We start from the raw sequence: 19794 nt of genomic DNA, 5'->3' as shown, positions 1-19794 counted from the left end.
CCAACGATTGCCACCCGTGCCGTCACCGCATTGCGGGCGACACGGGTCCAGTTGCAGCAAACGCATCTAGTGACTGAAAAGGTTTCACTTCCGCCGGGCTTCCAAAACCGCACCCCATCCCGAACATCGCAACGAGCGACATTTGGAAACCGACGCAACGACTGCGCTATCACTACAGGACGCATATCCGCATGATGCTCCTCGGTGTTATTTCACTGAAAAGATCACATGGCGCCGATTTCTCGTCGAAAACTGCTCGCCGCGACCGCTGTCAGCGGTCTCTGGACAACAGCTGCAGCCGCGCCGACGGAGTCAGGCAGCTCTATTTCTCAGCCGCGCCGACCGGGTCGCGGCTGATTCCGGACCTCGCAACTTGGCACGAGACCAACAGAACCCCGACATACTTGTACCATCTGCGACCGATCACGGATCTACCCAACCTGCGCTTTTCGTTCTCTGATGCGCATATGCGCCTTGAGGCAGGCGGCTGGACGCGCCAGGTAACCCGGCGCGAACTGGGAGCCGCAACAGCGCTCGCCGGCGTGAACATGCGCCTCAAGGCTATCATTTCTATCTGTTGATCATTCAGCGGTTGCTCTGGAAGAAGACTCGAATGTCGCGGTCTGCGACCACACTGAACTCGTCGATTCGCCTTTCTTTGAGAACTGTGACAGCGCAATCGCGATCTCCTCCACAACGATTGGCCACCTAACTACGTCCGCAATCCCAGCTGCCACGAGCGTCTCCGCCCCAATTTCCGAGGATCCCCTCGTCGCGAGGACAATTGGTGTCGACGGAAGTGATCGGTGGAGATCCGTCGCCAATTCGAGCGATTTGGTAAGCGAACCGAGCTGCCCTACAATCACAAAATCGAAGCGGTCGCGGCTCACCTCAACGGCCTCGCGAGCCGCTTCTGCTGTCATGTAACCAACGGCCTCGTAACCCAATGCGGCAAGTCTTTCTTCATCCCCGAGTAGCCGAGCGCTATCGGTCGCGACCAGCATCACAACCTCCCCCGCTCCGAGCGGATGCGCTGCTACGTCGGGTACGGCAGGTTGGACGGGTGCTGCGGCTAGCGGCAGCCATACATCGAACCGACTTCCCTCTCCTTGACCGCTCTGAACATTGATCCCTCCGCCATGGTCATGAACGATTTCGCGCACCGTCGCTAGCCCTAACCCATTTCCATCTGGTCGCGTCGTAAAGAAGGGTTCGAAAAGCCGGTCCAGAACAGCGGCCTCCATGCCTTTGCCCGTGTCGATCACGGAAATTCGGACGTACTTTCCGGAATCAATCTTGTCGTGACTAAGGGAAATCGCTTCCCGCTCCTCGCAGAGCTCCATAACGACCTCAATCCGGCCCGCATGCGCTATGGCATTCGCCGCATTGTGACAAAGGTTCATGAGCACCTGTTGCAATTGCACACCTTCTCCATCGACGGTCACATTATCCGGACAATCCCCGACCACGAGTTCAACTCGAGAGGGTAGCGAAACGCGCAAAAGCGCGATGGTCTCCCTGACCAGCTCAGCAATGCTGATCGGATTACGACGGATCTCGCGGCGTCGACCGAAAGCCAAAATTTGGCTGATGAGATCGCGCGCTCGCTCTGCGCTTCGCCGTATGCCGCCAAGATGAATCACAATGGCCGCGCCACGGGGCAACTGTTCCTCCATCACCTCGGTGTGACCTAAGATTCCGCCCAGAATGTTGTTGAAGTTGTGTGCTATGCCGCTCGTAAAGGTCCCAATTACTTCCATTTGGCCGGACTGCTGCAGGCGCCTGCGGAGGCGAACGCGCTCCTCCTCGATAGACCGGCGGTTGATGGCATGGATGAAGGTATCAAGCGCCATTCGCAGCAGGACGAGCTCGCCCACCTCGAAGAGGTGGCAATCTCGGTCGATCACATCAACGCCAAGCGCTATCAGCCGTCCCTGACGATCAATGCTGATCGCACATGCCCATCCGCTGATGCCGACGCCTTCCAGAGTGGACTTATTGCGCCCTGCCGGCAAGCGGCTGACGTGGGCCACGTGGACGGCGCCATCCCGTTCACCTCCCATCTGCACCGCTAGATGCGCCGCTGTATCCGGCCAGCCGGCCGGAAAGTCTCTGCGGAGCCTTTGCCAAAGATATGAGTGGCTCGTTGAGCCAGTTACTAGAAGGTACGCGCGATCACAACCGATACGCTCTGCAAACAAGGCAACAGCTCGTTCAATTTCGACATCAATGCGCTCTGGCATCGCGTTGATGAAATTCATTGAGATTTCTGAAAGCAGATGCTCTAGATCCGCCCGTCTCTTAAGAGCGTTAGCGCGCGACCTCAGCCGGATACCGAGATGGACGAGAAATGCTACCAATGACAACGACGCTATATACAGCAGGGTTCTATAGAGCCGCGCCTCTTTCCTGGAAGCGAGCTGCCTCTCGAGAATCATGTCACGAAGCTGGTCTTGATCTGCCTTGCCCGGCAACGTCATCATTTCCTTCAAAATCGTATCAATCGATGGGAGGAGACTATGCAACAACCGCCCGTGCGCAAGGAACGGCTCAACCTGCGCGGTATGCCCAGTTCTTGCAGCTTGAATCTCAAGGCGGTCTAGTCGTTTGGCCGCTTCGTTGACCGCGCTAGATGACGTATCGAGCGTCAAATATAGTATCGCGGCCGATGCCGCGCCAATCTCAATATTCAATTCTCGTAGATCGGCATTGACCCCAAGACGGCTGAAGAAGGACAATGAATTGTGGAGGGCGGCGTTCTGTCTCTTGAAAACCTCGATCAACTGCTCTTGCCGTTCCACAGACGCTGCCAGCCGATCAACTCTCTCGCTGGTCGCGCTATTGAACGACGCGCTTGTTCTGAGTCGTGCAACCGAACCATGCGAAGCGTCGATCCCCGTGACAAGCGGATCGTAATTCCGAAGTAGACCAGTGCGGGCTGTGAATACGTCGCGGTACAATGCATCCTGGATGAGCCCAAAGTGCTCGAGTTCAGACAGTGCCTGGTCGAAGAGCTCTGCCTGCGGGTTGATTGCCCGCCACAACAACCAGGTGAGCAGCACCGATAGGCCGAGAATAATCACTATCGATCGCCCGGCGCTCATTGTGTACCTCTGGCAATTGGTTTTCCCCGATAATTCCCGGTGAGTGTTTTCAGATAAGCGACGATTGATCTGACCTGTTCGTCTGTCAATGTCCGGTCGAGCTGCGCCATTGCCATTCGTCTCACCGCATCTTCGAGAGTGGCGGCGCTGCCATCGTGAAAGTATGGAGGGGTCGCTTCAACGTTGCGCAGACTAGGCACACGGACCCGGCTCGGTCCTGACATGACTAGGGGACTAAAAATGCCTTGGCGAGTAATGAAGTTCGCTCCAGCGTTGACCCCTTGATGGCATGAGCTGCAGCCGAGCGCTTTGAATGTGCGATAGCCTTCGAGCTCGACAACTGAAAGAGCTGATGCGTCACCCTCAAGCCAGCGGTCGAAGCGACTGCCCGGTGTGAGCAGGGACTGCTCAAACGTCACAAGTGCGTCGAGAAGGTTAGCGCGGTCGATTTGCCTTCCGTAAGCGGCCCGAAATAGTGCGTTCAGAACAATGTCGGATCGCAATCTCAGAACAGCTTCTTCGACGCTGCTGTGCATGTTGGTCGGGTCCATGATCGACGCTTCTGCCTGCTCGTAAAGACTGCGATATCGTCCCTCCCACGTCAGGCGATAGCTGAGCGCCGCATTAAATACAGTAAGTGTATCGAGAGGCTTGGGTGTATCCGCATGCTTTGTCTTGGACTCAATTCCATTGGTGCGAAGATCGTGGCAACTGGAGCACGAAACCCGCCCGTCGGCAGACAATCGCGTGTCGCCAAACAGGCGCTCGCCTATAGCCAATTTCTTAGGATCAGCGCGAGGTGGCGGGGGGATGGGTGTTATGGGCTCGGCGTCTTCCCATAGCCTTTCAGAGGGAGACTTATGCTCCAACGCCACCTGCGCGACTGCTGCGCTCCCACATAAGGCCGCCGCACTCACCACTCCTATGATTCGCCTGATCAGACCCCGCGGCCAGCATTGATGCCGCTCTCTACGTCGAAGCGCCCGAGTCATTATCCCCTACACTACTCATAACGTTGGCATTTCCGTCCCACTCAGGCGCTCCTCTACGTTCCGCTCGCGGCGCACACACCTCGGGTCTCGGATCGGCTCCGAGAACTCAACGTCCCAGTTGGATTTGCAGCTTTTATCAAGCAATGGCCTCCTTCTGCGTATAGCCAGCGTCGAATGAACGTACCGGGCTCAGCCGCGGACCGCCATCGGAGCCAAAGAGAAGCACATGCCAAGCAGAACGTGCGGAAAGCCGCCAACAGCGTCGCCGGCACATCGGCAGACGATTTCCAAAAAACTCGCTGACACCCCGAGCAAAACGGCATGCTTACTCAAGCGTAACGAAGATGTTGGGCGCCATTTATGTACTGGCCGCCGGCTGGTCTGGTCCTCCGGAGGCGATACCCACATGCCTCCAACCTCGGAACTATCGAAGGGTGTTCGCTGCAGTGTCATTACTTTCGCTCGCCGCTACGGTGCATGCACTCTGTAGCGATCATGTTTCCGAAGCACTTCCGAGAAGCGTTAGACAGCTACATTCGTAATGCTGAGCTGTTTCCGTCAGGACTGATGCCAATAACGCCTTTTTTCCTCATCATCGAATGCGCTCTACTGATAGCGTAAAGACATAACCAACACCTCGCTCCGTGCGGATAATTGATGGGGAGCTCGGGTCGGATTCCAGCTTCCGACGCAACCGAAGCACCTGAACGTCGATGCTTCGATCAAAGATGTCCTCATGAACACGCGTTGCCTGCAGGAGATACTCGCGAGACAGCGGCCTTTGCGGCGCGTCGACAAAAGCCATGAGTAGCGCGTACTCTCCTTTCGAGAGAGCGGCGGGCTCTCCGCATGAGTTAGTCAGGCGACGCGATCGGCGATCGATCTGCCATTGTCCAAATCGCCAGAGACCGCTCTCCGCCCCACGTTCCGTAACCGAGGCCCTGGCATCTCGACGCCTAAGAACCGCTTTGATACGAGCCAGAAGCTCCCTCAAGCCGAACGGTTTTGTCAGATAGTCATCCGCTCCCAATTCTAGCCCGACGACCCGATCAATCTCGTCCCGCCGATGACCCGTCGTAATGATGACTGGCACGTCCGACTGTGCTCGGATTTCGCGGAGCAGATCCAGACCATCCTCCTGTCCGAGACGGAGATCGAGCACCACGAGGTCCGGCCGATCGCGGACAAGCATGCCAAGCACGTCCTCTCGTCTCGATGCCGAGATGGTTCTAAAGCTATTTTCGTTGAGATAGCTTGTTACAAGATGCCTCATAGTCATGTCGTCCTCGACGACAAGACATGTAAGCGTCTGGCGACTGGTGTTGTCGGAAGGAAGCAATGGCACCCGGCGTCAGCTCCGACGCGACCGCGAAAGGGTTAGTTTGGCCAGGCTGAGCCAAGGATGATCGAGCAAAAGTTTTGGCGGACATAGTTCACATCCTTCAACGCCAGGACATCGGCCTTTACATTTCCGAACGTCGTCAGCGGCTTCCTGATAATGCCGTTGGCGAAGTGATCTATGATGTTCTCCTTGAAGTTCGTCTCGCGTGGATGATGGACGCAGACATGGTCCCGCTGCTCGTACGTGAAGTCGTGATAGGCGATGCCGAGCACGTCCATCTCCACGCCGGTGGTCACCAGCGCGATGATGGGGCGCATATGCTCGGGGATACCGGGCGTGGTGTGGAGTGCGATTGCGGTCCAGACGTCCTCAATATCGCGTTCCGGTACGCCGTAGCTTTTCATGAACTCGCGTGCGGCATTGGCACCGTCGACCTCGAAGCGCAGGTCGGCGCTCCAATATGTCTCGGTGAGGCCCATGTCGTGGAACATCGCGCCGAGGTAAAGGAGCTCCGGGTCGTACTTCAGCCCGCGGCGCTCGCCGGTCAGCGCACCCCACAGGAAGACCCGGCGACTGTGGTTGTAGAGCAGGTCGTCCTCGGTATCGCGCACGAGCTGCGTGGCGGCGCGCGCGATAGCACTGTCAGGCACGCGGATGCCGGCGATGACGTCAGACATGGAGCGATCTCCTTCGTGGGTAGTGAGTTGGCTGCTGGTCGCCATTAGGCATGGGAGCGCTGTTCTGGACAACAAACAGGCTGCTACGGATCAGGACAGCCGTACGGCGTTTGCTGACAAAAGGCCCGCGGGACCGTCCGCGGCAGCCAAGACACCGGTTGCCGTCAGAGCTATCGATCTATTCCGATTCCGGCCGCCGGAAGCTGGCGCGATATTGGACAGGGGTGACGCCAAGACGCGTGCTGAACACGATTCGCATCCGGTCGGCCGACCCGAAGCCGCAATCGAAGGCTACGGCCTTCAGCGGCCGGTCGCTTCCTTCCAGCATCATGCGCGCCGCATCAATGCGTGCGCGCTCGATGAACTCATGCGGTGTGGTCCCGGTCGCCTGCACGAAATGCCGGGCCAGATTCCGGGGGCTCATGCCGACGATGCCGGCAAGCGACTCCAGGGTGTGGCGCTCCCCGATTTTGGCCATGACATGATGCTGAATGCGCGCGATTGGCGATTCCGGATCAGCGGGCGCGGTGAGATAGGGACTGAACTGCGACTGTCCGCCCTGGCGCTGAGCAACCACAACCAGTCGCTTGGCGACCTTGAGCGCCGTTTCCGCACCGTGCCGCTGCCCGACGAGCGCCAAGCCCAGATCTATCCCAGCAGTCACACCGGCGGCGGTGATCAGCCGTCCGTCGCGCACATAGATTAAGTCCGGTTCGACTTTCGCCTTCGGAAACCTGGCCGCCAGCGCTTCTGCATCCTGCCAGTGGGTTGTGACTCGCCGATCGTCCAGGAGTCCGGCATAGCCGAGCACAAAAGCCCCTGTGCAGATCGATCCATAAAGGCTTGAGCGCCACGGCAGCTCCTTGATCCACTCAAGCAGGCACGGTTCCGGCTCCGCTTCCGGCGGCGCCGGAGCGCCGGCCACCAGAATGATGTCGAAGCCGCCCACTGCCTCTTCGAAGGTCAGGTCGGCCATCAGCCGTATGCCGTTCGACGCGCGCAGCGGACTGCGGTGAGCGGCAACCAACACTGTTTCATAGCGGTCAGCACTGCCGAGAAACGTGTTGGCCTCGCTGAACACATCCATCGGACCAACCACGTCCAGGGCTTGGACCCCCTCATAGACAACGATCGCGACAGCTTGTACCGGCACGTCTTACTACCTTTCCAGTCTGGCTGCCTCATTATGCAGGTAGTCTGGAGCCTGCAAAGGCCCGGCCCGATCTGGGGAGCAACAGAACGCACACGGTGCATCTTGGTTCAGGGATTTTCTTCGTCGATTGGCCCCCAAACCAAGCGGTCCATGAACAGATCGTCACGGCGACAGGCGGATCCGTCGCGCCGTCATCGTGATCCCGGCGCCCTGTCTGGGGACGTCAACGGCTCGTCCTTGGAATCGGCAACGAAGATTGCCAGTAAGCTGGCGGGCTCCGTCGCGCTCGCGTTCTCGCTGATGCTGTGATGTGAGCCCGGCATTTCGTAAAAGCCCTCACCTTGATGATAAACCTTCGCGGGCTCATTGCCGACCTGGCTGCGGATGGCGCCGGACAGTACATAGGCGTAGATAAATGCCGAGGCTGCATGGTGATGAGCCATCGATTTGCCTCTGGGAGGATAGGTCACCGTCACAGCGACTATCCTCTTTCCGTCGACATTTGGCAGTGCGTGCTCGAAGGCTACTTTCACCTGCTCCCGCTCCTGCGCGATGGCAGGCGGAGCTCCCAGAGCGATCGCAGCTGCTATCAGCGGGACGAAGGCTGTTTTCGTCGCTCTCGTTGCTGCTTTTGCCGTCATACCACGAGGGTTTGAGAGCACACCAATCTGATAGGCAAATCCGCGGATCGACATCATCGCATCTCCTCTTCTAACGAGTTCACGCAAACCACTTGAAACCAAGACGCAGGGCCGCGCGCTGATGGTCATGGTAAAGCTTCCGGTATAAAGCCCCGCCGCGCCATCACGCTCGGCCTGATCGGCTGCGGCCGCTGAGCTGCACCGAGAGCAGCGCGGCCAGACCGAATCCCGCAGCAACCAACGCGAGGCGCTCCGTCGCGCCATTGGCAATGACAAGAGCGCCCGCGGCGGCACCCATTGCGCTGCCGAGATAGATCGCGGAGGAATTCATTGAGAGACTGACCGGCGCCAGTGCAGGAGCCAACGCCACCAGCCGCGACTGCTGCGCGGTGATTAGCCCCCAGCTGGCCGAACCCCAAAGCAAAATGGCCGGCAGCACGACCACCATTGACCGTGCTGGTCCGAGTGCCGCGCCCAGTGAGAAGGCGAGATAGGCCGCGAGGGAAAGCGTCGCAGCAACGATCACGGTGTTGCGCCCGCCCCAACGATCCGCCGCGCCGCCGCTGAGCTGGGTGCCGGCCGCACTGGCCAGGCCGAAACCCAGCAGCACCGGCGCCAGCGTCTGCGGGGCAAGGCCGGCGATGCGGGCTATGAAGATACCAAGATAAGTGTAGACCGTGAAGGTGCCGGCCACGGTCAGCACGCTGGTCACCAGCACGCCCAGGATATCGCGGCGCTTGGCCAGCGCCAGACGCTCACGCAGGCCGACGGTGACGCCAGGCAGTTGGCGCGGCAGCCGCGTGAGAAGCCCAACAAGCGAGATCGCCGCCAGGGCCGCCACGCCGAAGAAGGTGGCGCGCCAGCCGAAGCCCTGCCCCACCAGAACGCCCAGGGGCACGCCGGCGATGATCGCCAAGGTCAATCCGGTTGTAATAGTGGACAGTGCTCGGCCACGCCGCTCCGAACCACCAACCGCGGCGGCATATCCGCTGGCTGCCGGCATGAAAGTCGCTGCGGACATTGCCAGCAGCAGCCGCGCGGCCAACAGTCCGGCATAGCCCGGCGCCAGCGCTGCGAGCAGGTTGCTCAGGGCGAAGCCGCCCATAGAGATTGCAAGCACGCGTCGCCGCTCCAGCCCGGCCGTCAACACGGCCATGACCGGCGCGCCGATGGCATAAGCCAGGGAGAACGCTGTGATCAGATGGCCGGCGGCGGGCAGACTGACGGTCAAGTCTCGCGCCAGGGCGGGCAGCAGCCCGGCGATCATGAACCCTTCAGTGCCGATGGCAAAAGCGCCCAGGGTTAGCCAGATGAGAGACGTCAGCGAGTTGACGCAGGGAGCTCGCCCGCGATCGGGATTCAACACAGAGTACGTCCCTGTCATGATCCTGAGACTTGCGATGGGGAATCTGGAAACGGAGAAGCAGCGATCAAGTCGCAAGCATTGGGGCACTTGAACCCCGGGATGAAACGTTCGCAGATGGCGGCGTTGACGGTGCCATACGTCGTTTCAGGCTTGTGTGCAAAGCCGGCGAAATACTCCTGGATAAAGCCTTCCTTGAAATTGATGCGGGGATACTTGGCGACGATTTCCTCGAGTAGCTCCGCGGGAAACTGATCGAACCCCACCCCGATTACATCGAGAAGAACACCGGAATTGAGGAGCGCTACTTCGGGGCGCATATATTTCGGAATGCCGGGCGTGGTGTGCAGCGCGATTGCCTCCCAGACGGCCTGCACCTGATGTTCAGCGATGTTGTGGGTGCCAAGAAACTGTCGGGCGGCGTTCGCGCCATCGACTTCGAAGCGTTCGTCCGGGCTCGAGAACTTCTTGATCAGGCCGAGATCGTGAAACGCGGCGGCAACGTAAAGGAGCTCAGGGTCGAAGCGCAGTTTCCTCTGACGTCCCTGCTCGGCTGCGAACAGGTAGACGCGAATCGAATGGTTGAAAAGCAGATCAGTGGAATGCTCGCGCAGGATGTCTGTAGCCTCTTTCGCGAGCAACGAATCGGGAATGACGAGTGCATTGGACAGATTTGGTGCGGTCATTCGTTGTATCCTTTCAAAAGTAAGTGTGGGGCTTGGCGGCGCCTCTAGCACCCTACCGCCCCGAGGAGACTGATCGATCATCCGACGGCGAGCACGATCTTTCCTTTCGGCTGAGGCCGCACGCGTTCCAGCATCAAATGAGCCTCGCGCGCATCCGCAAGAGGTAAGACTGCCCCGACGTGTGTTCGTAGTTTTCCACCATCGACGAGGCGAGCAATCTCTGTCAGGTATTGGCTCGTAACGTTGACCAGAAAGAAGGTGGCTCCGACACCGTAGCGTTGTGCAAGTTGCTGATCCGGATTGGACACCGTCGAAATCAGCTTGCCGCCGCGACGAAGGACCTGGAACGACCGGCTTTGGGTTTCACCGCCGACCAGATCGATGACAGCGTCCACATCCCGTACTTGTTCCTCAAAGCGCTGGGTCCGGTAATCAATCACGATGTTTTCGCCGTGGTTGCGAACGGCGGCAGTATCACCCGTTCTTACCGTTGCGATCGTTTGCACACCTGCATGACGGGCCAATTGAACCGCGTAGGTTCCCACGTTGCCAGCCGCTCCGTGAATGACGACCCTTTGACCTGCTGGGAGTTGGGCGTGATCAAACAATGCCTGCCATGCGGTGACGGCAACGACAGGAATGGAGGCACCTTCAATGTGGGTTAGCGAGGTTGGCTTGGTCGAAACCATCCCTGCGGAAGCCACAGCATACTCGGCATAGGCACCGATAAACCGCGGGTTCGTGACCCCATAAACTTGTTCTCCGACACGCAGTTCAGAGACCCCGGCTCCTGCGGCGACGATTTCACCTGAGAGCTCCGCCCCCAGAGTGAGGGGGAGCGGTTGCGGCAAAGCACTCTTTCCGGCCCTGATCCAGCCATCCCACGGGCCCACTCCAGCGGCTTCAACCTTGACCAGCACCTCGCCCGGGCCGGGCTCGGGCCGCGAGACGCGCTCGAGCTTCATGATCTCTGGTGGCCCAAATTCGTGCACGCGCCAGGCCATCATCGTTGAATGAGCTCGCTCTTCGTTAGCCTGAGGAACGATGGTGCCGTTGGTCATCTCATGCTCCTTTTGCTCGATTCGTGATGCCATGTCCCAATTGCCATCCCGGCAAACTCCGCGGTCGCGCGTGCCATAGCTCGCATCGGCGGCGGGTGCTCGCTCGTAATCGCGTCGCGATCGTTCGAGGCGTGTTCAGAAACGGCTTTCTCAATCGTGCTCTGCCTCGGAAAGGGTTTATGTCGCAATGGACCCTGTTTTCGACAACCAATCCGATCCTGCGGATCAGGACAGCCGGACGTCGTTTCCTGACAAAGACGACTACCGAGCCTTCGCCGGCACACAACAGTGGCACCGCTCGTGCGCAAAATTCCTGCTCGCAATGTCCGCGAAGCGGTTATCGCTCAGGGCCACAAGCGGCGGTGAACGCCGGTGCTGCCCAGCGCCTGCTCTACCTACAGCCGACATCTCAATGGCTTGAACGCTGTACGGCTTGGAGCCAACTCCGGAAGTCGCTCGCGATCATCTTTTTCCGTAGCCATGGTCATTTACCGGGCTGAATATGCACATTGTACTCGGCATTGCCGGCGCCGGGATTGCCAGTGCAATCTTGAGCGCCTCGGTATCAACTTGGATGGATGGGTCCGCTACCTGATTTCCGGCTGCATCGGCGGGTCTCAATAATTTGGATTGTTCGTGCCGTACGGCCAACTTGAGGCTTCAGAATACTTTTTTGACCACTGGCCAGCGGCCTGCACACAAGCAGACTGTAGTCTCACAGATCGCGAATACGCTGGTCCATGGAGGGCCGTGCAATAGTCGAGCTATCATTAACGGAACTGCCGAAGTGGGCAGATTATTTCGAATGTCGGCCCGTTAGCGGCGACAGCATTTTAAGTTCGCACGATTGCCCGCGTCATTCCTGATCCAATTTCCTGCTTCGTGACCGACGCCCTCTTGCGGCTCGTGCGTATTTGCCCATCTCCATATCCGGAAGGCGACGCGTTGCAGGCCCCAAAAACCGGGAAACACGTCGATGACATCACAGGCCGACGAGACCGCGCAGACCACGCGCATGGCGAATATTCCGTACGATCAGCAGGCCAAGATCACCATCGAGCGCAAAGGCCAGACTGTGTTGATTGGCATCAACCGGCCCTACATCGACAACCGGCTGGACCCGGACGCCACAGAGACCCTGGCGCGAGCCTACTACGATTACGACCGCGATCCCTCCCTCCGTGCCGCTGTTCTGTTCGGCTATGGCGATCGCTTCTCCAGAGGTATCGATGTCGATGCCTACAAGGCCTTCGCTCAGTCCGGAAAAAAGATGATGGATGGACCCGGCTTTATCGACCCTCTCGGGCGCACCAAGCCGGCCCTCACGAAGCCCCTGGTTGTCGCGGTGCATGGCGACACCTGGAATATGGCACACGAGCTTTTTCTTGTCGGCGACATACGCGTGGCGTCGGAAGACACTGAGTTCGGTCAGGACGAGAACACGCACGGCCGTTTTCCCGGCGGGGGTTCAACGGTACGTTTTCCCAGAGAGGCCGGATGGGGCAATGCGATGCGCTTCATTCTAACAGGCGATCATTGGGGAGCGAAGGAAGCTCTCCGGATAGGAATGGTTCAGGAAGTGACCCCGGACCGGGATGCGGCTCTGGCGAGGCTGTCGAGATCGCCAGCAAGATCGCCGCATGCGGTCCTCTCGGCATCAAGACGTCGCTGACCTCCTCGCATATGGCGCTCGACGACTCCGAAACGGCGCTGGGCAAGCTCGACGACCAATATCGTGCGCTGTACGCGACCCGGGATTTCCGAGAAGGCCGCGATGCCGAGGCAAAAAAGCGTCCGCCCGTTTACGAGGGACGTTAGCGGCAAGCTATCGACGATGGCTTATTTGCTCAGGACGTCCGGATTCTTGGGCGCTGCAATGGCACGGGTGCGGTGATCCCGGGGTTGAGACGATCGCAGGCACGGACTGGGATCGCAGGCACGGACTGGCGCTCCGGTCAGCACGCCCTCGCGTTGTTCGCGCGGACCGAAGCAGAGGTTCAGCCGTTCATCATCCCGACGCAGAACCAAACCTCAGTGATTTCCCTCCGCTTGCATTGCGGGAGCCGACATCAGGTCGCAGACCGCATGAGGAGTACAAATGTGACCACACGCTCAAGCTGAGGAATGCTGGGACTTTCACAATCATTAGGTCATGAGTATTCAAGCCGAAGGCGACGAAAAAGTCCTCCGTCTCCACGAAATTAGCCGATCCAGGCCATTGCCGCTCGCGGCGGCCGGTATCATCTCCCCGGCGCCCCCCAAACAACGCGCCGATGTCCTCCGCGGAGATCCACGGAGACGGCTCCGGGCCGATCGGATCGATTGCTAGTGGCTTCAGAAGGTCTCTTCTTCGACTACGGAGCGCTGATCTCGGCACATTTACGCGCAGTTCGCGCGTTAATATGCAATGCAACCTAAGATACCCAATATTCTGAATTGTGGATGCGCGAATTTTCTGGGGCCGCCGGTTGCCACGGGCGGATTGTGGAAGAAAACCGACCCGCCCCCCGGCCATAGGGCCAACGAGCCATCACATGGACGCGCTCCGACGCCGGTACCGGGTTGTGCAGTTCGGTGTCAGAGGCAAACGCAACACCCAGATCGAGGACATTGTCCTAGTCGAAGTCCGGAGTGACTCCTGCCGCACCAGGAAGGAGAAGGCTTCTGCAATTCGCCTAGCGACCGGCCATATAATTCAGACGGCCTCGCTAGAGTTGCGCTTCTTCAATACCGAAAAGCGAGACTCGACTGACGCCTGGCTCCGGCCGAGTGCGGCTGCAATGTCTTTGAATGACGCCCCGTTCGCCTTCATCTGTAAAAGCTGTTCTTCGTCCTCTGCGGACCAAATTGTCGAAGTTTTAGAAGCCCCAGTACGGACCATTCCCCCCACCACTTCTTTAGACTGTCCAAGTGCACGCTGTGAGGCAAATTATGGCAGCCATTCGTCCTCCTACAACCGCTTGTAAGTTGGACGATCGTTTACCGCACGCTGCGATTAGTGTTCTGCGTCTTGCTGATAGCCTGTGTTCACTAGTGGACCGAAGCTGGGTGAGAAGTAAGGCTGCATCAATGGGCGGCCGCCCCTAAGCAGCATCCCTCTCGTCGCCTGCCTTGCCGGCAGCGCGGTCTGGGTGTTCGGCGCTAAGCCGATTGGGCTGCGGTGGAGGGGTGTCCGTTTTTTCAAAGCCGATAATTTCTTGCGGGCCGGTCGGGCACCCGCGGACGCGACGCCGCAGATTTCGCAACTATTTTTGCCTGTGCACGTTTCTGGAAACCTGCGGGATAACGCGAGTGAGTGTGCGGCCGGAATTTAGGGCCGGTGGCGGAAGACCTTGAGTCGGCCCCTCCCCGGCATGTTTGGTTTCAATTTTGCACGCGACTGCGCGCCCTTGGGAACAACGGTCTGTAGCCGATGGTGTGAGAGTGTGTTTGGCCCCCACCCTTGCAGCCACGGCACCAGAGCCCTGGCCCGCTTCCAGCAGCACATCTACAGGCACCCAGTCCCAGCGTCACTTGCACAGCTCGCGGTCGTAGCCTTACGCGTGCAGGGTCTCGCCGTCGCATTCATCTGCGTCTCCGATACTGTTGATATTAATCACGTTCGTCCCCTTCGTGAAGTGGCCGCGACAGTCCCTTGCGCGCGCGAGCCAGCCACAGTGAGAATGTCCCTTGAAGATAGATGGGGAGGGGATTTGCTCTATGTGACGCGCGCGCAAGGGACTCTTGCGGCCACTTGCTATTACTGCAACGAGCCGGAGATAATCCGGCGGACCTCCTCACGGCGCGCCTTCTCTGCCTCGGCGCGGTCAGCGAACAGTTTGTGGACCGATGGCAGAACCTGCCATGTCGAGGAGTCGCGTCGGCCTGTTTGCAGGGGCTCCAGCCAGCCAAAGGCATCCAACTGCTCCAGAACCGCTTGGGCCTGGTCCACATCCATCCTTCGCAATATGCGGTCGCCGCGCCTGACATCCCGCACCGATATAGTTTCGAGTTTGTGGGCCAAGATAAAACCCGCTGCAGCCAGCACCATGTCGTGCCGATCTGACAGACCGAGGATGTCGACATAAAACGCAACAGCGTGTGGAAATAGGAACTTCTCAAGGAAAGCTGCGGCTCGCTTGGCGGTGTCTTCCTTGATTATGGATGCAGGGCGCGCCCCTCGCTCTCAATGCAGTGGAAAACAATGCAAAGCCGGGCGAAAAGGCCATCGTACTTCCCGAGGTGAGAGACAAGTTTCTTATTCACCGCCTCCCATGCACACTGCATCTCGAAATACTTCCGCGCCAGCGAGCTGCGCAGATCCTGCGCGGCATCATCGAACTGTAGCGGCACTTCAACATAGCTACTGTGCGTACCCTCTCCGGTCGGCTTGCGTCATCGCGTCAGGCGGGCCACGATAGCGTCATATGCGGCAGCGGCATCTGGCATGGGCTTATCGACACCGGCACCAGCGGCGCCGAGAACGATGGGAAATAGCCTCTGAAGCAAACCATCATCATGCGCTTCGGCAGCGAGAGCGCGGATCGGCTCGGGCTGGATGCCGCCTAAGAGCGAGACCGAAAGATTTTCGATCAGTACCGCACCGCGCCCAATGCGATTCACCGTGTACGGGCCGCCGTTGAAAGATTGCAGCCAGAAGCCCCGGTGCTCTGAGCAACATTTGCGCGAGGATTAGGGCGCTGGGCGACTGGCAATGTTCAAAATGTTCAGCACCTTGCAATTCGGATTTGAATATTCACGATCGTCCATATTCAAGCGAAGGACCCGTCGCGATCAGCACCGGGTCCTTGTCTCTTTGCGAGCTTCGAGCAGCAGCTTTGCCGCCTGGCTTACCGCATTGGTGAAAACTCCTTAAAATCGGACTTCAAGAAAGGTTCCGTGCACAGGCGCGGGTTGTCTCGTCATGGGGCCGGCGGCCCATGGCGCCAGCACAAACTCGTTGAAATCGCGCTGGGTTGAGTTGGTTTGCAGAGCAATATTATTCTTAAGGGAGCGAAGAAGATATCTCCAAGCTCAAGAGCCTGGCGGGGACGATGCCAGTTGGCCAGATTGCCGCTAAACTGGGCCGGACCGAAGGGGCTGTCATGGTAGAAGCTTCGAAGCTAAAGCTCTCGCTTCGCTTTCATCGAACGCAACAGCCGCAACCGGCCTCGCCGTAGCTCTTCAGGGCAGCCGGTGGCTAACGCCCGTTGAAGCATAGCGTGGTTATAGGCGAGCGCAGTGTGCCTGCCTGCTTAGTAGACGAGCGAGAAATCTGCGCAACAACCTGCCATCCCACGAATGGTAGGCGCGCGAGCCTTGCTCCAAAAAGCGCAAGTATACCGCGCGCCTTCGGCCGCCGCCTACAGGACGCACGGCAGCCGGATTGGGCAATCCGTACGACTTGTTGCCCGCTCTCAACCGAAAACGGCTGCGGAGCCTTCGCTTGATAGGCATGAATCGCGCGATTGGCGATCATCATGGGTCGGCGCTCCCCGGATCGAATTTGGTCTTCAATGAATCGAATGAGAAAGTCCGTTGACGTTTCCTCGTTGCAAAGCTGCCCTGACCTCTCAAGGAAGCCCAAGCGATGTTGAAAGAGACCTCGATTGCGCTACCCATAAACATGATAGGGAAACGCTGGGATCTCGCCGCTGTTCCTACTTGCGGGTTAACCTTCACTGGACTCGGCTTCATGGCGAGCGAGGACCTCATGAGAATAGCGGCGGCCGGAAAGGGCTGCGTAGAGTTCGGTTGAGTGGAAGATGGGCGCCCCAACGCATGCGGACGGCCTGCGTTGCATGTCCGGCTGCGTCAGGCCGCTTGCTGTGATCGTTGTCAAATGGGCCAGGCCGCCGACAACGTGGCGTCCATCGAAGCGTTTGCGACGCTGGATCTCCATGCAGTGCAGTAGATAAGATTCGGGATCGACCTTCTCCACGTCGGCAATCAGGTCAAAGCCTGCCTCTTGAAACTCCTGGCGCGATGGCGGCGGCCTAATTCATGTCGCTTTGGAATTGGTCCAGCTTAGCGCCGAGCTGGACGACGAGATTTGATAATTCGGATGGCGATCTGGCTTATTGAGCCACTTGAAACCTAGCGTCAGCATTTACCCTACCGCTCAAGCTTAACTTCAGGCTTCCATTGCGCCATTCGGCGGCCCGGTTACGCTGTCATAGCCGGATGAGTTGCCCCGTCCGGGTTCAGCATGGCGGAGTCGGCGCGCCATCATACTCGGCGCGTCGGCTTCGTGTTTCCCAGGGAGATCAGCGGTGTGGCCCTACGGAATCGCGGCGCTACGCGTTGCGCTCCTGATCGTCGGAGTTTTCGCACTCGTTATTTTCAGCTTCGATTTTCCGGACGAGCCTAAGGCCTAAGTTTAACGGTGAGGCGCGCCTACGAGCCGTGTCGCAAAGGCTATAAAGCCGTTTCCGCCTTGAACCACAAAACCGCCGCTCGACTTTTTGATGCTACACCTGATGCTCCCTGCCTGGCGGTTGCGAGTTGGCGCTTGAGTTTGAATGGCAGTTGCGCGATTTGATTTTGAAAGTCGTTGTTGGGCAATGCTTCTCCGTCGAGCGAATACCGGCTTACGGTAATTTAATCCGCGGTATGTTTGCTCACCACGATCCATGTTGTTAGACTCGTGCCATCAACATTGATGGAGCGCCGCCTTGGCCAAGAAGACAAAGAAAGCTGTTCGCCGCGAATGGACGAAGAGCGACATCAAGGAACTCCGAGCGCACTCAAAAGCATGTACGCCTGTCGCGAAGATCGCCAAGATGACGAAGCGAACCGAGGGCTCGCTGCGTCAGAAGGCGCTCGTGTTGGGGTTTGGATTAGGCCATCAGCGGTGATTGGACGGCTGGTTGCCTTGATCGTTGTGGCCATTTGACGCGGGTATGGAAAGATAATGCCGTTCGCATAGCCAAGTTGAGCAGTCAGGCGCAGACTCCGCCATCAGGGCGAGGCCATATGTGACCTTATTCTGGGGGTTGAGGGCTCGCCATTTGCCAGCCCTGGCGGGCCCTCCTTCAATCAGCAAAATTGCACCTTAAGTTTTTTCCAAGTGTGGCTTCGATAACATTGCGCTCCGGTACGGTCCCGGTAGGCTTTATTTGCCGGGGCTGGACTTCATATTTCACGTTTTCATTTTAACCCGGCTGGCCGCAGTGGTTCGCCGCTGCGGCCTTTTCGCGTTGACGAATGCTAGGCAACCAGACGCGCTGACCAACAAGCCTCGTACGCTCATCGCGCAAACCGGCGCCTCAGCCAATCGGCCGTCAGGCTCAGCCAAGCTTCCTTGTCCGGCTGTCTCATTGCTCTATCGGCCAAACGGCGGCATTCTTCGGCTTCGGTTCGATAGCGGTCGGCTTCTTCCTCTCTCATCATTCCAATCCCAGCGAACAAAACTTAGCAACCGCGAGCTAATTTGTCGTGAAGGCGATGTAGCGACGCACTGCACCATCGTCTTGAGTGGTTTTGTTGCCCGATACAAAATCATCGGCGATCGCGAGCAGATCCTCTGTTTCTATGTTCCGGGAGATTTCCCAGATCTGCAGACCCTCCAGCTTCGGGTACTCGACCATAACATCGTGAGCATTGGCCCGTCGCGTGTTGGCCAGGTCCCTCACACGCAGCTTCAGGCAATTCTCGACGCCTCCCCCAAACTCGCACACGCGTTCTGGCGCGAGACTCTTAAGGAGGCAGCGATTTTTCGGGAGTGGGTCTGCAACGTAGCCGCGCGTGACGCGCTGGGTAGCATCGCGCATCTGATCTGCGAAACTGCAACTCGGCTTGACGCTGTCGGCCTGGTAGAGAATGACAGCTTCCAGCTCCCGTTTACTCAGCAAAATATCGCGAATGCTACGGGCATTTCGGCTGTCCATGTGAATAGGACGCTTCAGTTGCTCCGGAGCCGCGGTCTAATCAAGTGGGAAGCTCGGACCCTGGAACTGATCGACTTCCGGGAACTAAAGCGGATCGCCGACTTCAGCCCGAACTATCTGCACTTGCATCCGGAGCCGTCGTCAAGACGGGCAGTATAAGAATATTTTTGGGCACTCCTCCGAGACACGATCCACGCTGAACCAGCGCGACAATTTCGGCAAGAGCCCGAGCAAATTAGCAGAAGCAGTGATCAGACACGGTGTTAATCTTGCCGACGTCCGGTGTTGAGAATTTCGAGCTTTGACTGAATTGATCGAAAAGTGTCCTGAGTTTTGGCGAACTCTGTTTGAAGCTCGGACCACAGCATGCGGCTGCGCAACGTTTGCCGCTGGCAGGCTTGAATGGCGCGGTCTGTTGCGTGACGGCTGGCCCGGACGCTCACCTTTTGACGCGGTCTGAGTATTTCTGAGAAGGGAATGTGCATGAGAGTGCGGCCACTCTCGTCGGCAATTTCAACTTCGTCATTGGTGGGATCATCATGGGCTCGAAACATTTCGAACGAAATCCCAAGCACCGCCTCATAGGCGTCGAGATAGGCGGCCTCAAGAGAGGGAAATACTGTGCCGATCTCGTCCCTGCCGACTTCGTCGTGCGAAGTAAAATGAAAGAAAAAGCGTGGCATTTGGTTGCTTCCTCAATTTCAAGGCCGAAAGGGATCGGAGAACACTACTCTGGTATCTCGTAGAGCCGCGTCGTACTCGGCGACACCACAACCTTGTCAGGAGATGCTGGACACTTGGACCAGCGCGTGTCCACACTTTAACCCGGCTGACCTGCCCCTGCCGATTTCCTCCAGTTGAAGTTAGAGTCCGGCCTTCTGAAGGACGGACAGATGAAGCGAGCCAG

17 protein-coding genes and 1 pseudogene are annotated in these 19794 nt (G+C 58.4%); 5 read left to right on the top strand and 13 right to left on the bottom strand.

Going from position 1 to position 19794, the window contains the following annotated elements; genetic code table 11:
• The first annotated feature begins 191 nt into the window (after nt 1-191).
• Nucleotides 192-581 carry a hypothetical protein gene (locus tag AC0L3X_RS40750; protein WP_456679773.1) on the top strand — a complete coding sequence of 130 codons (390 nt, stop codon included), beginning with the start codon at nt 192-194 and terminating at the stop codon, nt 579-581.
• On the opposite strand, the gene AC0L3X_RS40745 is transcribed toward AC0L3X_RS40750, so the two are convergent.
• The 9 genes from AC0L3X_RS40745 to AC0L3X_RS40705 all read right to left on the bottom strand — a co-directional run bounded on the left by AC0L3X_RS40745 (nt 582) and on the right by AC0L3X_RS40705 (nt 11019).
• Entirely contained in the window at nt 582-3104 is a 2523-nt protein-coding gene (locus tag AC0L3X_RS40745) for a two-component system VirA-like sensor kinase (RefSeq protein WP_354100653.1), read from the bottom strand. It abuts the gene before it with no gap.
• On the bottom strand, nt 3101-3883 hold the full coding sequence (locus AC0L3X_RS40740) for a cytochrome-c peroxidase (protein ID WP_456683321.1): 783 nt from the start codon (nt 3881-3883) through the stop codon (nt 3101-3103). The genes AC0L3X_RS40745 and AC0L3X_RS40740 overlap by 4 nt, the downstream gene beginning before the upstream one ends.
• An 805-nt stretch (nt 3884-4688) precedes the next feature.
• Nucleotides 4689-5441 carry a response regulator gene (locus tag AC0L3X_RS40735; RefSeq protein WP_456679772.1) on the bottom strand — a complete coding sequence of 251 codons (753 nt, stop codon included), beginning with the start codon at nt 5439-5441 and terminating at the stop codon, nt 4689-4691.
• A 32-nt stretch (nt 5442-5473) separates the two neighbouring features.
• The gene (locus AC0L3X_RS40730) at nt 5474-6115 is read right to left on the bottom strand and encodes an HD domain-containing protein (RefSeq protein ID WP_354100656.1); all 642 of its coding nucleotides are present in this window, start codon (nt 6113-6115) and stop codon (nt 5474-5476) included.
• A gap of 178 nt (nt 6116-6293) precedes the next feature.
• Nucleotides 6294-7268 (bottom strand): GlxA family transcriptional regulator, encoded by a 975-nt coding sequence (locus tag AC0L3X_RS40725; protein WP_354100657.1) that lies wholly within the window; start codon nt 7266-7268, stop codon nt 6294-6296.
• Between the two features lie 191 nt (nt 7269-7459).
• Entirely contained in the window at nt 7460-7909 is a 450-nt protein-coding gene (locus tag AC0L3X_RS40720; protein WP_354100663.1) for a cupin domain-containing protein, read from the bottom strand.
• Nucleotides 7910-8072: 163 nt separating this feature from the next.
• Nucleotides 8073-9275, bottom strand: coding sequence for an MFS transporter (locus tag AC0L3X_RS40715; RefSeq protein ID WP_354100658.1), 1203 nt, complete (start codon nt 9273-9275; stop codon nt 8073-8075).
• 14 nt (nt 9276-9289) lie between these two features.
• Nucleotides 9290-9958, bottom strand: coding sequence for an HD domain-containing protein (locus tag AC0L3X_RS40710; RefSeq protein WP_354100659.1), 669 nt, complete (start codon nt 9956-9958; stop codon nt 9290-9292).
• Between the two features lie 77 nt (nt 9959-10035).
• A complete protein-coding gene (locus AC0L3X_RS40705; RefSeq protein WP_354100660.1) occupies nt 10036-11019 on the bottom strand; it encodes an NADP-dependent oxidoreductase in 984 nt (327 codons plus the stop codon).
• Nucleotides 11020-11995: 976 nt separating this feature from the next.
• Here AC0L3X_RS40705 and AC0L3X_RS40700 point away from each other — a divergent pair.
• Both AC0L3X_RS40700 and AC0L3X_RS40695 read left to right on the top strand, forming a co-directional pair.
• Nucleotides 11996-12691 carry an enoyl-CoA hydratase-related protein gene (locus AC0L3X_RS40700; RefSeq protein WP_354100661.1) on the top strand — a complete coding sequence of 232 codons (696 nt, stop codon included), beginning with the start codon at nt 11996-11998 and terminating at the stop codon, nt 12689-12691.
• Nucleotides 12692-12702: 11 nt separating this feature from the next.
• Entirely contained in the window at nt 12703-12837 is a 135-nt protein-coding gene (locus AC0L3X_RS40695; protein ID WP_354100662.1) for a hypothetical protein, read from the top strand.
• A 1921-nt stretch (nt 12838-14758) separates the two neighbouring features.
• On the opposite strand, the gene AC0L3X_RS40690 is transcribed toward AC0L3X_RS40695, so the two are convergent.
• The 3 genes and pseudogenes from AC0L3X_RS40690 to AC0L3X_RS40680 all read right to left on the bottom strand — a co-directional run bounded on the left by AC0L3X_RS40690 (nt 14759) and on the right by AC0L3X_RS40680 (nt 16939).
• Complete coding sequence (locus AC0L3X_RS40690) at nt 14759-15049, bottom strand: hypothetical protein (protein ID WP_473317373.1); 291 nt, start codon at nt 15047-15049, stop codon at nt 14759-14761.
• 107 nt (nt 15050-15156) lie between these two features.
• Nucleotides 15157-15657, bottom strand: a pseudogene (locus AC0L3X_RS40685) (DUF3987 domain-containing protein); the annotation flags it as partial.
• Between the two features lie 1012 nt (nt 15658-16669).
• Nucleotides 16670-16939 carry a hypothetical protein gene (locus tag AC0L3X_RS40680; protein ID WP_354100729.1) on the bottom strand — a complete coding sequence of 90 codons (270 nt, stop codon included), beginning with the start codon at nt 16937-16939 and terminating at the stop codon, nt 16670-16672.
• Between the two features lie 733 nt (nt 16940-17672).
• Between AC0L3X_RS40680 and AC0L3X_RS40675 the strand changes: the two genes are divergently transcribed.
• Complete coding sequence (locus AC0L3X_RS40675; RefSeq protein WP_354100728.1) at nt 17673-17855, top strand: hypothetical protein; 183 nt, start codon at nt 17673-17675, stop codon at nt 17853-17855.
• A gap of 315 nt (nt 17856-18170) precedes the next feature.
• Nucleotides 18171-19046 carry a Crp/Fnr family transcriptional regulator gene (locus tag AC0L3X_RS40670; RefSeq protein WP_473317379.1) on the top strand — a complete coding sequence of 292 codons (876 nt, stop codon included), beginning with the start codon at nt 18171-18173 and terminating at the stop codon, nt 19044-19046.
• Nucleotides 19047-19150: 104 nt separating this feature from the next.
• On the opposite strand, the gene AC0L3X_RS40665 is transcribed toward AC0L3X_RS40670, so the two are convergent.
• Entirely contained in the window at nt 19151-19570 is a 420-nt protein-coding gene (locus tag AC0L3X_RS40665) for a DUF6894 family protein (protein WP_354100727.1), read from the bottom strand.
• Between the last annotated feature and the right edge of the window lie 224 nt (nt 19571-19794).

Source organism: Bradyrhizobium sp. MI1.7, from assembly GCF_055811795.1.
Note: the sequence above shows the minus strand (reverse complement) of the source record. Positions and strands in the feature narration are given on the sequence as shown.

Excerpts from the sequence above, each read along its gene's own strand:
- AC0L3X_RS40710 (WP_354100659.1), bottom strand. The coding sequence starts at position 9,958 with ATGACCGCACCAAATCTGTCCAATGCACTCGTCATTCCCGATTCGTTG.
- AC0L3X_RS40730 (WP_354100656.1), bottom strand. The coding sequence starts at position 6,115 with ATGTCTGACGTCATCGCCGGCATCCGCGTGCCTGACAGTGCTATCGCG.
- AC0L3X_RS40750 (WP_456679773.1), top strand. The coding sequence starts at position 192 with ATGATGCTCCTCGGTGTTATTTCACTGAAAAGATCACATGGCGCCGAT.
- AC0L3X_RS40705 (WP_354100660.1), bottom strand. The coding sequence starts at position 11,019 with ATGACCAACGGCACCATCGTTCCTCAGGCTAACGAAGAGCGAGCTCAT.
- AC0L3X_RS40745 (WP_354100653.1), bottom strand. The coding sequence starts at position 3,104 with ATGAGCGCCGGGCGATCGATAGTGATTATTCTCGGCCTATCGGTGCTG.
- AC0L3X_RS40720 (WP_354100663.1), bottom strand. The coding sequence starts at position 7,909 with ATGACGGCAAAAGCAGCAACGAGAGCGACGAAAACAGCCTTCGTCCCG.
- AC0L3X_RS40690 (WP_473317373.1), bottom strand. The coding sequence starts at position 15,049 with ATGGTGCTGGCTGCAGCGGGTTTTATCTTGGCCCACAAACTCGAAACT.
- AC0L3X_RS40700 (WP_354100661.1), top strand. The coding sequence starts at position 11,996 with ATGACATCACAGGCCGACGAGACCGCGCAGACCACGCGCATGGCGAAT.
- AC0L3X_RS40665 (WP_354100727.1), bottom strand. The coding sequence starts at position 19,570 with ATGCCACGCTTTTTCTTTCATTTTACTTCGCACGACGAAGTCGGCAGG.
- AC0L3X_RS40695 (WP_354100662.1), top strand. The coding sequence starts at position 12,703 with ATGGCGCTCGACGACTCCGAAACGGCGCTGGGCAAGCTCGACGACCAA.